Source organism: Kitasatospora sp. NPDC091276, assembly GCF_040684355.1.
Lineage (GTDB): Bacteria > Actinomycetota > Actinomycetes > Streptomycetales > Streptomycetaceae > Kitasatospora.
The window spans coordinates 102,643-117,207 of sequence record NZ_JBFBFU010000013.1; the positions used below are offsets into that span (position 1 = coordinate 102,643).

Below are 14,565 nucleotides of genomic sequence, written 5' to 3' on the forward strand. Positions count from 1 at the left end.
TGGTCGGACTGCCGCCGCCGGGCAGCCCGGACCGTACCCATCCACCCTGCACACCAATGGCCCAACGCGCATCCGCACCGGGCCGGCGGCCCCGCCCAGGGCCCTCCAGGAGCGAGCACTGCAAGCAGGCCAGGTCACACCTTCGGGCCCCTCACCGGACGGCAAGAAGCACCGGCCACCAGCGCGGGTGACCGGTGCTTCGCCCCGTCGGACCCCGGGTTGCTCCACCAGTGCTCGCGGTGGTCGCAGCGCAGGTCGTACCCCGGCGGGAAGGGCGTCACTGCGGGTGCAGGTGACGTGCCCCGGTCACCGGTGACGACGGCACCGCCCGTGGCCCTGTTGAACACGGCCACGGGCCACTGGCGGCTGACCCCGTACCACGGCAGATCGCCCTGTCCACGAGTACGGGCGCTCATCCGCAGGTTCACCTCTCCTCACAACAAAGCGCCCCGCACCCTCGCGCGACAAGGCACAAGCGACACGGGACGCCTGATGAAAAATCATGACAAACCATAATCAGATGCCCATACCCAATCGCTTCGAGGTAGCGAGACGATGAGAAACCCCATGTCTCGCAACACCCCGCGCGAGCCGACGAGCAACCGGCATCCAAGCAGGTCACCTCCTGGTCCTGGCATCCTTCCCCGGCCCCGCCCCACACCTCCACCAGCGCAACCGCCGACCGCATCGGCAGCCTCATCGTCGGCGAGGAAGGGAAGTCCCCGCTCGGGGCATGGCTTTCGGACAGGCGCGGCCAGCACGCGGCCGGTGAATTGGCGCGTCACCGGGTCGACACGCGATTGCTTCGCGATCTGCGTGGCACCGGGGAACATGCCCGTGTTGGACCACACCTGCCACGTAGATGGCGCCGAACACCCGTAGCACGCGGCACTCCACGGGCGCGCACTGGTCCTCGTACGCCGATCGGGGGCCACCGCTTTCCGACCCTGGGTCACGCCTCGCCATGGTCGCGATGGCCGTCATCATGCCCGGACCCGGCCACCACCTCGCCGACCAGCACCAGCACCAGCCGGATCGCGAACTACAGCTGTCGCGAGAACACGGAAACCCTGCTCAGCAACCAGAACGCGCTGCTGGTGCCGAGGCCGTAGGCGAGGTGGGCGGTCAGATCATCACCCAGCGTCTTGGCATCGTATGTCCAGATGGGTTTGTAGAGTCCCGCGATCGGAAGCACCACGTATCCGCTGAGCCACACGAGCGCACCGTACGGGAGCCCGTAGAGAACGTGGGGCTTGCGCAGCGAGGCGCTGACGGCGCCGTAGAAGGCCGCGTTGCCCACTCCGTAAGCCCAGTGCATGAACGTGCTGACGGGGAACGCCGCGCTGTCCGGCAGCTCGCGCCGGGTGAAGGCCTCGACCAGGCGCTTTCCGACCTGCCCTGGGTCCGGCGCCTCCTGCCAGGTGCGGACCGGGGCGAACTCCCAGTGCAGGGCGTTGCGTTCGCCACCGGCCCGGCGCTGGCGCAGGAACCGCGCGGCGTCCATGCAGACGGTGCCGACCACTCCCGCCGCCAGGCCCGCACCGACAGCGCCAAGCGGGGTCAGCTGCTTGCGAGTGCGCATAGGTCGATCGCTCCCGATCCCGGTTCTTTCAGAAGCCGGCGCTCTGGCCGCCGTCGACGCGCAGGATCTCGCCGGTGACGAACGGGGCCTGTCCGAGGTGCATGATCGTCGAGGTTCATGATCGCCTCGACGACGGCGGCGTACCCGCGCCTGCGGCACGCGTCCGGCGGCGGCGCCCACCGGTTCTCACTCTACTCGTCGCCGCGCCCCGGCGCCGCGCAGAGTTCTTCGGGTGCGGCCGGCGGCCGACCGTACGACGCTGGAGGAACCGGCCTGTCGAGCACGGGAGGAGCACAGGTCATGGCCGTTCTGATCGCCGTGAACGTCGGCATGCCCAAGGACGTCCCCTGGCAGGGCAGGACCACCCGCACCGGCATCTGGAAGCACCCCGTCGCCGGGCCCGTGATGGCGCGCCGGCTCAACCTGGACGGCGACGGGCAGGGTGACCTCGCCGGGCACGGCGGCGAGCAACGTGCCGTACTGGTCTACCAGTTGAGCTCCTACCGCCATTGGCAGGAGCACCTGAAGCGGGACGACTTCACGTACGGCCAGTTCGGCGAGAACCTCACCGTGGACGGACTCTCCGACGACGAGGTGTGCATCGGTGACCGCTACGGGATCGGCGGTGCGGTTTTCGAGGTCACCCAACCCCGCGTGACGTGCTACCGCGTGGGGTTGCGGCTCGGCGAGCCGCAGATGGCCGCCCTGCTGGTGTCCCATCGTCGCCCGGGCTTCTACATGCGGGTGCTGACCGAAGGGCGGGTGCGGGCCGGGGACGAGATCGTGAAGATCTCCTCGGGCCCCGAGGAGATGACCGTCGCGGAGATCGACGCGCTGCTCTACCTGCCCGGCCACGCCCGGCCACAGCTCGAACGGGCCCTGCGCATCACCGCGTTGAGCCCCGGCTGGAAGACGTCGCTGCGAGCCCTGCTCGACGACGCGGACCGCGGCTCCGGCGCCGCGGGTGGAAACCGCGGGTTGACCACCAGCAGCCCGCCGCCGGCCTGGCCCGGGTTCCGTCGGCTCGAAGTCTCCCGCATCGAGCCGGAGAGCGCGGGCATCTTCTCGCTCACTCTGGCGGCGGTCGACGGCGAGCCCCTCCCCGCCGCTCTGCCGGGGCAGTTCCTCACGGTCCGCCTGCGGCCGGACCCCCAGACCTCCCCGGTCATCCGCAACTACTCGCTCTCCGGCCGACCGGGCGCCGAAACGTACCGCATCAGTGTCAAGCAGGAGCCGAACGGTGTCGCCAGCACCTACCTGCGCCAGCACGTGAAGGTGGGTGACGTCCTCGATGTCGCCGCCCCGCGCGGCACGTTCCTGCTCACGGACGCGGACACTCCGGTCCTGCTGCTGTCCGCCGGTGTCGGCGCCACCCCGGTCCTGGCCATGCTGCACGCCCTGGCCGCGGAGCACTCGCAGCGCGCGGTGTGGTGGCTGCACGCGGCCCGGGACGGCGAGAACCACCCGTTCGCCGACGAAGTGCGCGCACTGCTCGCCCAGCTGCCCGCAGGCCGGTCGTTCGTCTCCTACAGCCGTCCGTCCGGCGTAGACCGCCCGGGTGTCGACTACACGGTCAGCGGGCGGTTCAGTCCCGAGCGGATCCGCGGCCTGGAGCCGCCTCCGGACGCCGACGCCTACATCTGCGGACCGAGCCCGTTCATGCGGGACATGACCGGAGCCCTTCAGGCCTGCGGCCTGCCGTCCTCCCGGATCCACACCGAGGTCTTCGGGGCCACGTCCGCCGTCACCCCCGGTGTGGTGACCGGACCCGCCCGGGCGCCGCACCAGCCGGCCGCTCCTCCCGCCGGCCGCCCGGGACCGTCCGTAGCCTTCGCGCGCACCGGGCTGATCGTCCCCTGGCACCCTGACTACGGCACGCTGCTCGGACTCGCCGAGGCGTGCGACGTGCCCGTACGCTGGTCCTGCCGCACCGGAATCTGCCACACCTGCGAGACCGCGCTCCTCTCCGGCCACGTCGAGTACGCCCCGCAGCCCCTGGAGCCCCCCGCCACGGGGAGCGCGCTCATCTGCTGCTCGACGCCCCCGGCCGACGTGGTCCTGGACATTTGACCGGAGGTGTCCGTGACCGGGGGCGCTACCGCCGACGGAGCACCGGGTTGCGCGCGGTCGGCACAGCTGCCTAGCGTGGTTGCGTGGGGCGAGGGGAGGAGACCGGCGGGGCGGGTCGGTTGCGTGGGACATCCCACCGTGGGGCATCCCGCCGAACCCACTCCTGGCATGCGTCCGAGAGGGGATTTCTGCCATGGCAAAGGTGCTTTTCATCGTCAGCGGAGCCACCTACTGGGTGTTGAAGGACGGCACGCGGCACGCGACCGGCTACTGGGCCGAGGAGTTCGCGAACCCGTACAAGATCCTCACGGACGCCGGTCACGAGGTCGTCGTCGCGACGCCGAACGGTGTGACACCGACCGTCGACATGATGAGCCTGCGCCCCGAGATGGTCGGCGGAAACGAGAGCGCCCTGGAGCTGGAGGCCGTCATCCGTTCCGCCGAGGTGCTGCGTCGACCGCTACAACTGTCGGACGTGCGCCTGGAGGACTACGACGCGGTCTACCTGCCGGGCGGTCACGGTCCGATGGCGGACCTGGCGTGGGACGCCGACGTGGGGCGGCTGCTGACCCGGCAACTGGCCTCGGGCAAGCCGCTGTTCATCGTCTGTCACGGTCCCGCCGCGATGCTGGCCACCAGGATCCACGGCGAGTCGCCGTTCAAGGGCTACCACATCACCTGCTTCACCGACGAGGAGGAGGACGGCGTCGGACTGGCCTCCAGGGCGCCGTGGTTGCTGGAGACCGACGTGAAGGCGAAGGTTGGGGTCGACTTCAGCCGCGGTCCGGTCTGGGAGCCCTACATGGTCGAGGACCGCAACCTGGTGACCGGACAGAACCCGGCCTCGGCCGCGGTCCTCGGGAACCGGATGCTGGAGATCCTCAAGTGACCAGTCCTGGAGCGATCCGGCCCAGGCACGCGCCCGCGTCGCAGGACATGGGGCACGTGGTGTTCCGAGCGAAAGGGCCATGACGGTGGAAGCGACGGTTGCCCGGGGCCTGCTGGACCGGCACTGGGCCGCATCGAACAGCGGCGACGCGGACGCGGAACACGACATCTACGCCGACGACGTCATCGTCGAGTACCCGCAGTCCGGCGAGGTCATCCGCGGCAGGAGCAACATCCAGGCACTGCGCACCCAGCATCCCGCGGTCCGGACCTTCACCGTGCGCAGGATCCTCGGATCCGGCGACCTCTGGGTGACCGAATTCGTGCTCACCTATGACGGCAAGCCCACGCAGACCGTGAGCATCATGGAGTTCTCGGCAGGCCGCGTGGTGCGGGAGACGCAGTACTTCGCCGACCCGTTCGACCCGCCGGCCTGGCGGTCGCAGTGGGTCGAACCCGGGGAGTGATCCGCCACCGGTCTGCGGCCGCGACCTCGAACACGCCCGAACTCGCCGAACTCGCCGAGGCGGTAGCGGACGACGCGGGCAGCCCCCTCAGGACGCCGGTCAGCGGCGACGGTCACAGTCAACACCTCGCTGGGGCGGACGGCGGCCAGCTGCTCCGTCGCCTCCCGCTACCGGGCGGCAACGGTCAGGCCCCAGCGGGTCCTCAGTCTGACTGCGTTTGGGATGTGAGGCGTGGGACGATCGGCCGGTGACTCGACTCGTAGACCCTGGCCGTTCCCTGGAGGAGCTTGAACGCGACCGTTGGCCCGCCACGCCGGCTTACACGAGCTATCTCGTCGCGACGGTGCATGCGCTTCGGCGTCGGCCAATCTGCGAGCTGACCGTCGAGGATATGCGTCTGCTGATTGGACAGGACGTGGGCCTTGCTCATCTCCTACCGATGGCCGTGGAGGTACTGCGAGACAACCCGATGGCAGAGGGCGACATGTATGAGGGCGACCTGCTGTCCGCCGTACTCACCAGGAGTTCAGCGGTCTGGCGCGAGTGGCCCGAGCTTGGACGGAAGCTCGGCGTGATCGTCTCAGGGTTGGCCGATCTGCCGCCTTCCTTGATGGAGAAGGCCGCGAGGTTTCTGGCTCTGCTTCCCTGCTGACGTGGGTCGAGGCCAGGCTCCTCTCGTAGTCACGCGGCGACGATGAATCGCTACCTTCTCGCCCGTCAGCCATGGGAGAGCGGTCGTCCGACGCGCGCTGCGGGTGGGGCTGAGCCCGGGTGGTGGTGGTAACCGTGAGAACGATCAGTCCCGCTGGGCTTCGCGGGAGGCTGGCTGTCCGGAGCGTTTGGACTGCCGCTGGGTGGTGCGCCTGGTCATGCTGGTGATCGCGGCCCAGGTGATCAGCGACTCGGGTTCTCTGAACCCGCGACGCCGGGGGAACCCTCGCCGGCTGGCCTCTGCCGCGCCAGCCTAGGAAGAACCGATGGCGTCGCGGCGAAGCCCTGCGGTACGAGTGGAGGCATGGCCAGAAGCGCCCACCACATTCGCCGCAACGCTGCCCGCTCCGGGCAGGCAGCCTCACGCCCCGGAAGCCCGTGGAGGGCCGTCCTGGTGCGCGAGCTCCGCTACAGCTCCGAGCGCTTGCGTTCAGCCGCGCGGGAGGGGCGGCGCCCCCTCCGCCGGGTCGAAGTCCAGTCCGTCGACGAGGTCGCCGTACGGGGGGGCCGGCCACCGGCGGCGTGCTGACGCCGAGGTGCTCGTCCAGCTCGCCGCCGCCGTAGTACGTGACGAAGTCACGGTAGTCGGCGGGAAGGCGTACGGCACGGCTCACCGGGGTGCGGCCGGGTGTCGGGGTCTGACGGCGCGCCCGGTGTGGAAAACCGGTGGCCGGGCTCGGGCCCGGGCGGTTGACTGGCACCGGACACGACACTGACCGACCAAGGGGGGTTCGTGGAGGATCCGCAGTTCACGATCGTGGTGAACGGTGGCTCGTCTGGCGGGGCGACGGCCCTGAAGGCGGTACGTGCGGTCACCGGCCTGAGTCTGTGGCACAGCAAGCGGCTCCTGGACAGCGCACCGGCCACCGTGCGGGAAGACGTTCCGTTCGAGATCGCCGCCACCGCGGCCCGCCAGCTGCGCCGGGCCGGCGTACCTGCCTCCGTCCGGTGTGACTGGTGCCGGCGCACCCTGCCCGACGACGGCACCCCCGTCGACCCCGGGCCCTGCACCTCCTGGGCCTGGCCCACCGCCCACTGCCAGGCCAACTCCCTCACCACGTGCGACTGCGGCTACTGCACCGCCTACGGCCCCCTGCCCGGACACACCGCCCACCACGGCACCTGAGTCCCCCGTCACCTGCACACAGGCCAGGCGCATCGGGGCGACGGTGGCCTACGGTCCTGGCTGTCGCAGCGCGACGAGACGGGGTGGGACGGGAGCCAGGCCGGGTTGCGAGGCCGCCGGGCTATCTACAGGCCGCCGCGTGCGCGCGACCTGAGTCAACTTCCTTGCCAGTTAGCATTGATGATGTATGGTCAGGTCAGTTTTGCAGGTCCCGGCGGTGACACTGCCGACGGCGCCGGCCCCGGCGAATCACCCCGGGGAAAGACTCCGGGATCGACCGCCGTCCGGCCGGTCCGTACCGTCGTCGACGGTGTGGGAGCAGCGATCGGCATTGGAAGGGACATCATGAACGGCAGGATCGTGACTCTGCTCGGCGTACCCGCACTGCTCGCGGGGGCGGTGCTCGGTGCGGCCCCGGCGCACGCCGGCACCGGGGTGCGGGTCGACGGCGCGACCGTTTCCGGTGGCGCCTCGGCGACGGTGAACGCCACCATCGCGTACTCCTGCGACGCCGGCGGTCTCGTCGCGTCCGCGACCGTGACCGCCGAGGACCGTACGTCCGGCGCCCTTGGCTACGCCCGTTTCACCCCGAACTGCACGGGCGCGAATGTCCAAGTGACCGTCCCGGTCACGACTTTGAACCAGAACCGCTACGTCGCGGGTGACACGGCGGCCGTCCGGGCCTCACTGCTCGACGCGACCGACACCGAGGTGGCCGGGACCATCACCCGGCTCACCGTCGGCACCGCGTAGCCGGGTCGGCGGCGGGCGGCGGGCCGCACGGGCCGAGGAGCGCTCGTGCGGCCCGCCGCCGCGGTACGGGGTGCGCGGTACGGGGTGCGGGCTACTTCTTGGCCGGTGCCTTCGGGACGGCGTTGTACGGGTTGTGGTGGTGGTCGCCGATGTGCAGCTGTTCCTCCGGCGCGCCGGCGAGCTTGGGCAGGACGTGGGTGCCGGTCGGGTCGGTGATGACGATGGCGTCGCCGTCGCGGCGCACGTCGTGCGGGGAGCCCTTGGCGTAGGAGGCGAGCTCCGCGCCCGGGCCGGTGGGAGTCGAGTCGGCCACCGTACCGAACACGTTCGTGGGCAGCGTCAGTGCGGTCGCCGTCGCGCCGAGCGTGGTGTTCGCGGACTGCTCGCCGCCGTACGCGGCGCCGAAGGTGGCGCCGCCGGTGACGGTGGTGCCGGCGGGCACGGTGACCGGCACGGCGGTGCCGGAGGTCCCTTGGAGGGTGACCACGCCGCCCTGGACGTAGCCGGTGGCCGAGCCGGTGTTCTGGGCGTGCTGCCAGCCGGCCTGCTGCTGGAGGACCGTCCCGGAGTCGGTGAGGGTCTGGTTGACCACCGGGGTGTCCGCGGTGAACCAGGTGCGGTAGGTGGACAGGATGCCGGTGAGGGTCTGCAGGGCCAGCTTGTCGTCGGTCAGGTTGGACTGGTGCATGAAGAAGGGCCGCGGGTCGTTGGAGAGCACGTACCCGAGGGTGATCCTGACCTGCAGCGGCAGGACGTAGCTCGACCAGGCGGTGGTCGGGTCCAGCGGTGCGATGCAGGTCGTGGTGGCCGGGTTGGCCTCGCAGTTGCCGCTGCCGCCGTTCGCCTTGGAGGTGTAGAGCCAGTTGTACTCGCTCACCTCGTCGGCCTGGGTGGAGACGTTGTAGAACACGTTGACCGGGTGGCGCGGGGTGCCGAGCGCGGAGGCGATCTGACGCTGCCCGCTCTCTCGGGAGGCGTCGACGCCGAGCCACTGGATGTTGTCGGCACTCAGCGCGGCCAGGAAGTTCGGGTTGTCGTCGGGCTGCTGCGGCAGCATCACGGTGCCGGAGTGCTCGCCCGCGACCAGTTCGTTCGGCCGGAACGGGAGGCCGTTGGCCTGGGCGAACTGGATGTTCTGGGTGATCTGGGAGCTGATGGTGGGCTGGTCGACGTATTCGATGGCACCCGAGGCGTCGGTCTGGCACCGCCAGGGGATCACCGAGAAGTCCTGCACGCAGCCCAGGAACGGGTGGTCGTAGGTGTGGTTGACCCACCGGAAGCTGTTCTTGTTCGCCAGCAGCGCGTCGCTCAGCGGGTCGTCGCCGCCCTGCTCCTGCTGGTACTCGACACCCGGTCCGGCGTTGAACAGGAAGTCCAGGGTGTAGCCGTTCTGCTGCTGCCAGTTCACCGTGTCGGTGACGTCGGAGGCGGCCATCCGGATGGGTGTGGTGTCCGGTACGCCGGCGGCGCAGTCGCCTTCGCCCGGGGTGCACTTGCCGCTCTGGCTCCACCGGGAGTTGGCGTTGAACAGGTCGTCGATGTGTGCCGAGAAGTAGTTGCGCCAGTAGCCCAGGTGGACGCCCCGCGTCACCCAGTCGACGATTCCGTGTGCGAGCAGCCGGAACTGCTGCTGGTCGTAGTTGTACGCGAAGGTGAGGACCAACTGCTGGCGGCCGCCGCTGGTGTAGACGCCCGCGAGCACGCCCTGCGTCGAGGTGCCGGGCACCGTCTCGGTGAGGAACGGTTCGAAGTGCGCGCCGGTGGCCGGGTTGTCGGGCACCGGCGTGGCCAGCGCGCCGTACGAGCCGCTGCCGCCCGCGGTGCCCTCGAACGGCACCGGGCCGTTGAGGTAGCGGAAGGCGTCGGTCCGGGCGGAGGAGGACGCGGTGGCGGTGGTCGCGTCGAGCGAACCGGTCCACGAGGGCGTGCTCAGACCGGTGTTGGCGCCCGGCCACACGTAGGAGTCGACCTGTCGGACGTGGTAGGTCTGCTCGTAGCCGGTGAGGGCGGAGAGTTCGGCGGCGGAGAGCTGGCTCGGCGCGTCGTTGGGCAGGACGACGCCCTCGAAGTGGCCGTGCGGTGTGCCGTCGGCCAGGGCGTCGGCGAGGAAGGACGCCGTGAGGGTGGCGCGGTTGCTGCTGGTGAGGTCGACCACGGTGGTCGGCACGCCCTCGGAGACCAGTTGCTTGTGGATGCCCTCGACCCACGGGTTGCCGTCGGTGACGACGAGGACGTTCAGGTCGACCCGGGAGGTCGCGGCCGCGGCCGGGACGACCGTACCGAGGGATATCACCGCGCCGGCCACGACCAGCGCGATCAGCGGCAGCGCGCGGAACGGCGTCCGGCCCGCGCGCGGGGCAAGGCGGGGTTTCAGGAGTCTCATGGCGCCCACCCTGGCGCAGCGGGCGGTCGCTACGGCCGCGTTCCGCCAGACCTTGACCGATCGATGGCGGGGTTTTTGGAAACGGTTCCCGTTTCGGAAGCTTCCCCGTAACCGGCCTGCACGCCTGCGGCCCTGCGGCTCGGTCAGAACCGGCCGCGCCGGGCGGGCCGCGGCACCGGGGGTTGTCTGCGGCGGTGCGTATCGCCCGGGGCAACAGGAGCCACAGGAGTGAGAAGGAAGGGGCGGGAATGGACGAGGTCAGGCCAGGGACGCGCGAGTACCTCGACGGACGGAGGCGACCTGACGGCTGGCCCCCGCCACTCTGTCGGCCGCGGGGGCCAGCCCGTCGGCTGCTCGGGGCAGGGGCCGCATGCTCACCCGCCACCGCGGTCCTTGAGGAGCGGGCAGAACATGGCATGCAGCACCGCGGTGCTGCGGATTCAGGCGGCTGACGGCGGGTCGAGGTCCTTTGTCATGAAGACCCTGCTGGTGCCCGGCGGGTCGCACGGGACTTCGCCCAGGCGTCGCCAGCCGTGCTTCGCGTAGAAGCCGGGAGCCTGGAAGCTGATCGTGTACAGGACCGCCGTGCGGCAGCCGCGTGCGCGGGCTTCGCTTTCGGCCCGGCGCAGGATCTCACTGCCCAGGCCACCGTGGCGCAACTCGGCCGGCAGGAAGAACAGGTCGAGGAAGAACAGCCCGAGTGAGGTGCGACCGGTCAGGCCACCGATCACCTGGGAGGTCACGCAGTCACGTACCAGGACGGCCAGTGGGCGGCGGTCGTCGACGGATGTCGAGTCGGTGTTGAACCGGTCCAGGGCGTCGGAGATGAGCGATACGTCGGCGGGCTTCGGGGCGTCGGTGACCGTGAGGCCGATGCCGGGCCGGGGGTTCGATGGCGTGTTGTCGGTGGCAGGCATGGGGCTCCCAGGTCGGTTGGCGGCAGGTGTGCGGGCGCAGGGCGCGGTGGCCTCGGCCGGTACGGGACGTTAGGGCGTGGACGCTTCGGCCGGGCCCGAAGCGAGATCGACGACAATCGGGGACATGGACCATCAGCGCGAGGGCCGGGACGTCGGCGTGGACCTGGCCGCCGTGGCCAGGCTGCTGGCCGACGGCACCAGGGCGGACTTCTGCCTGGCCCTGCTGGACGGCCGGGCCTGGACGGCCACGGAACTGGCCCGCCATGCCGGTGTCGCGGCCTCGTCCGCGACCGAGCACTTGAACGTGCTCGTACGTGGCGGACTCCTCGCCGAGGAACGCCACGGACGCCACCGTTACCTGCGGATGGCCGATCCGCGCGTGATGGCCCTGATCGAGAGCCTCGCCGCACTCGCGCCGCGCCACGCCCCCAGGCCGCGTTCGCTGTCGGGCTCAGGGCGGCAGCGGGCCCTGGCCCGCGCGCGGCTCTGCTACGACCACCTGGCCGGAGAACTGGGCCTGGCCGTCACCGACTCGATGGCCGGCCTCGGCCTGTTGGCGTGGGGAGCCGATCCGTCGCTCACCGCCGAAGGGGCGGCCTGGCTCCACGACCTGGGCATCGCACTGCCCGACGCCTCCCGCAGACCGCTGGTACGCGCCTGCCTGGACTGGACCGAACGGCGCCCGCACCTGGGCGGGGCCGTCGGCGCCGCCATCTGCGGGCACGCCCTGGCCGCCGGGTGGCTGACCCGGATCGGAACCACCCGTGCCCTCGCCCTCACGGATCTGGGCAGGCACGAACTGCGCGACCACCTCGGACAGCCTGCGACCACCAAGCTGCCGCCCTGGGACCAAGAGGCGGATTGACGGCCATGGGATGAACGGTCCCGGTGCTGGTGGGGCCGTGGCGGTGGAAGGGCCGTACGGGTTGGGTGAGTTGCGAGGCCTGGTCCCCGACCGCTCCGCACGACGCCCGGCCCGCCGCCGCCGGACAAACACCGGACTCGTCCTCGCCCGCGTCGCCGTTTGCTGCTCACCCACCGGTCGAACCGCCCGCCGACCTTCCACCCAGGGGCGACCGACAGCTCGTACTGGTAGTAGGCCCGGAACTCCTCGGCGTACCGGTACCTCGGATCGGTGCCGGTGAACTCCCGCTCGCACCAGTCCCCGATCCGGTCCGCGAGGTCGGCCCCCAGCTCCAGCGGCGCCTGGTACGCCGTCACCACCTCCGGGTGCAGCACGCACGGCTCGGGCACGTAGTCTCCGTCATTCTCCACGTCAGCCGGCAGCGACGGATCGGTCAGCAGCGCGTCGACCTGCGCGGAGGAGCCCCACACCACCCTGACCGCGGGCAACCACGACGGCTCGTGGTTCAGCGGACACCACAGCACCTGCAGCAGGTCCACGCCCTCAGGGCACGGCAGCAAGGGAATCGCGCGCGTAGAGCTGGGCCACCGGCAGCAGGGGCGGCATCGGCGGGCCGAGGACGGTGATCACCGCGTTGGGCCGCGGTCGCCGACGCCGGTCGCCGCGCCGGCCATTGACACGTTGTTGACTCGTTGTTGACATGCCGCCTCCAAGCTGACGGGACAGCAGACAGCACACCCCACAGCGAAGGAAGGACAACCATGCGCATGCGCGGTCTCCTCGCAGCAGTCGTGGCATCGGTGGCGGCCCTCGGCATGGCCGTGCCGGCCTCGTCCGCCGCACCGGCCACGGACGCCAAGCCGATCGAGCGGGTCAGCGGCAAGAGCCACGTCTTGATCAACCCGGCGAATGTCGGCAGTACGAGCTGGGCGCCCGAGAAGGAGAGCTCCCTCGACGGCCAGCCGCTGACGATCCACGCGACCGAACCGACCGTCAGCCCGAACGGAGGCGCCAAGGCCAACGCCGACGCGATGGCCGGCGCCAAGGCCAGCGTCTGGGGCACCACCGGGCGGCTGCTCACCGGGGACGGCGTGTGCACCGCCAACGTCGTCGCCAGCGCCAACCGCGATGTCATCGCCACCGCCCGGCACTGCGTGGAGGGCGGGCACGACTTCAAGTTCGCTCCCGGCTACGACGCGGGGAACGCCCCCTACGGCTGGTGGACCTGGCGGGCGGCCGGCTGGGTCGACGCCCCCGCTCCGCAGGGCGACATCGCCTTCCTCGTGCTGAACACGCTGAACGGCCGACACATCGCGGATGTCGTCGGGGCCACCGGCATCGGGTTCAACCGGGACATCAACAACTACGCGCACATCATCGGCATCCCCGGAGTGGTCCCCGCCGAGCGGGAGCACATGCTCTGGTGCGGCGGCCAGCCGGTGGCCGGCCCCGAGCAGCCTCCCACCGCGCGGATCGACAACTGCATCGGACTGGGCGGAGGTGCCAGCGGCGGGCCGTTCTTCGTGAACTACGACCAGAACGACGGCTCGGCCGTTCAGACCGGCGACTTCGTCACGGGCAACAGCTGGCAGGGCAAGTGGTGGGCGGTGAGCGCCTACTACCGTGACGACGCCTACAACGTCTTCAACGGGGCGCAGAACGCCTGATCGCGCGCGCGGTACCGGTCCCCTGTCCCCGGTACTCCAGCCGGACCTCGATGCCGAGCCTGCTGGAGTGCCGGGACAGGGGGCCGGTGCTGCTCCGCGCCAGTTCGCGGACGGCGCACCCGTCGCGACGGCCACTACCGACACGCGCGCGCCGGGCCCACGCCCGCCTGGACGCGCGAGAGGCGCCCCTCCCCGCCACGAGAGAACGACAGGTGCGCCGACTCCTGACGGCGTCCGGCCGAGAACCCGCGGTTCCCTCCCGCGCGCAGGTGGGCGGGTGCTCCCCGGCGGTTGCGTCGCAGACTCAACCGGACGGCGTGGCCGGGGAGCGCATGCCGAGCCACTGCTCGGCGCCCCAGGCCTCGAACCGCTCCACCTCGGTGAACCCCAGCTTCGCCGCCAGGCGCATCGAGCCCGCGTTGGCGCTCTGGGTGGTGAGCACCACCGGCTCGCCGGGAAGCGCGCCGGCGAGCCAGCCGAGTGCCGCCGCGCACGCCTCGGCGGCGTACCCGAATCCCCACGCCCGCGGCAGGAACAGGTAGCCGAGATCGATCTTCCCCGCGGCAGCCGGACGGCGGTGCCCCGTCGCCCTCCTGAGCAGGATCTGGCCGATCATCGACCCGTCGAGGTCGACGACGAAACTCCCGGGCCACCGCTCGGGCGCCCCGGGCATCTCGCGCTCAAGCTCGTCACGCGGCCGGGGGCCACCGAGGTAGGCGTGCACCTCCGGCGAGGCGAGCAGCTCGATGAACGCCGCACGGTCCCGGATCTCGGACGCACGGAGCACGAGCCTCCCGGTCCTGACCGGCTCAGGCGGCCACACCACAGCTCCCAGATCTTCCATTCGCGCACGCTAACAGGTGGTCAACCCGACCGACCCGACACCCCGGGACACAGCGCCCCAGGGCGGCGGGCACCGCCGGGACGGCCGGCGGCAGGCCGGCGGCGGGCCGGGGTCGTTCGCCCGTCCGGCTTCCCGCACGAGGTGGTGTTCCGCCGCCACCCGTCCTGCCAGCAGCTCAGCATCGTGCGCGAGGAGGACTTCGTCTGCGTCCTCTGCGCCGAGGCCCCGCCGCAGAGGTGGAACGTCGACCGGCCCGGACGCCAGACGAAGCGCTGCGTGAACGCGGTGCGGG

12 protein-coding genes are annotated in these 14,565 nt (G+C 71.0%); 8 read left to right on the plus strand and 4 right to left on the minus strand.

The genetic code is table 11. The annotated features are described in order from the left end of the window. Positions 1-1,042: 1,042 nt before the first annotated feature. Positions 1,043-1,582, minus strand: a complete 540-nt coding sequence (locus AB0O19_RS18365; protein ID WP_363620614.1) for a hypothetical protein — start codon at positions 1,580-1,582, stop codon at positions 1,043-1,045. A gap of 300 nt (positions 1,583-1,882) precedes the next feature. On the opposite strand from AB0O19_RS18365, the gene AB0O19_RS18370 reads away from it, so the two are divergent. The 6 genes from AB0O19_RS18370 to AB0O19_RS18395 all read left to right on the plus strand — a co-directional run bounded on the left by AB0O19_RS18370 (position 1,883) and on the right by AB0O19_RS18395 (position 7,597). Continuing rightward, complete coding sequence (locus AB0O19_RS18370) at positions 1,883-3,652, plus strand: MOSC and FAD-binding oxidoreductase domain-containing protein (protein WP_363620616.1); 1,770 nt, start codon at positions 1,883-1,885, stop codon at positions 3,650-3,652. Between the two features lie 193 nt (positions 3,653-3,845). Beyond that, entirely contained in the window at positions 3,846-4,541 is a 696-nt protein-coding gene (locus AB0O19_RS18375; protein WP_363620618.1) for a type 1 glutamine amidotransferase domain-containing protein, read from the plus strand. A gap of 79 nt (positions 4,542-4,620) precedes the next feature. Beyond that, entirely contained in the window at positions 4,621-5,007 is a 387-nt protein-coding gene (locus AB0O19_RS18380) for a nuclear transport factor 2 family protein (RefSeq protein WP_350879265.1), read from the plus strand. 247 nt (positions 5,008-5,254) lie between these two features. After that, on the plus strand, positions 5,255-5,659 hold the full coding sequence (locus tag AB0O19_RS18385) for a contact-dependent growth inhibition system immunity protein (RefSeq protein WP_363620620.1): 405 nt from the start codon (positions 5,255-5,257) through the stop codon (positions 5,657-5,659). Positions 5,660-6,451: 792 nt separating this feature from the next. After that, positions 6,452-6,844 (plus strand): ribosomal protein L7/L12, encoded by a 393-nt coding sequence (locus AB0O19_RS18390; RefSeq protein ID WP_363620622.1) that lies wholly within the window; start codon positions 6,452-6,454, stop codon positions 6,842-6,844. Between the two features lie 345 nt (positions 6,845-7,189). After that, a complete protein-coding gene (locus tag AB0O19_RS18395) occupies positions 7,190-7,597 on the plus strand; it encodes a hypothetical protein (RefSeq protein ID WP_363620624.1) in 408 nt (135 codons plus the stop codon). 91 nt (positions 7,598-7,688) lie between these two features. Here AB0O19_RS18395 and AB0O19_RS18400 read toward each other — a convergent pair whose 3' ends face one another. Further along, positions 7,689-9,980 (minus strand): hypothetical protein, encoded by a 2,292-nt coding sequence (locus AB0O19_RS18400; RefSeq protein WP_363620626.1) that lies wholly within the window; start codon positions 9,978-9,980, stop codon positions 7,689-7,691. Positions 9,981-10,420: 440 nt separating this feature from the next. Further along, positions 10,421-10,897, minus strand: coding sequence for a GNAT family N-acetyltransferase (locus tag AB0O19_RS18405; protein ID WP_363620628.1), 477 nt, complete (start codon positions 10,895-10,897; stop codon positions 10,421-10,423). Between the two features lie 124 nt (positions 10,898-11,021). On the opposite strand from AB0O19_RS18405, the gene AB0O19_RS18410 reads away from it, so the two are divergent. Beyond that, the gene (locus tag AB0O19_RS18410; RefSeq protein ID WP_363620630.1) at positions 11,022-11,762 is read left to right on the plus strand and encodes a winged helix-turn-helix domain-containing protein; all 741 of its coding nucleotides are present in this window, start codon (positions 11,022-11,024) and stop codon (positions 11,760-11,762) included. Positions 11,763-12,523: 761 nt separating this feature from the next. Beyond that, on the plus strand, positions 12,524-13,429 hold the full coding sequence (locus AB0O19_RS18415; protein WP_363620632.1) for a peptidase: 906 nt from the start codon (positions 12,524-12,526) through the stop codon (positions 13,427-13,429). A gap of 304 nt (positions 13,430-13,733) precedes the next feature. On the opposite strand, the gene AB0O19_RS18420 is transcribed toward AB0O19_RS18415, so the two are convergent. Further along, positions 13,734-14,273 carry a GNAT family N-acetyltransferase gene (locus AB0O19_RS18420; RefSeq protein ID WP_363620634.1) on the minus strand — a complete coding sequence of 180 codons (540 nt, stop codon included), beginning with the start codon at positions 14,271-14,273 and terminating at the stop codon, positions 13,734-13,736. Between the last annotated feature and the right edge of the window lie 292 nt (positions 14,274-14,565).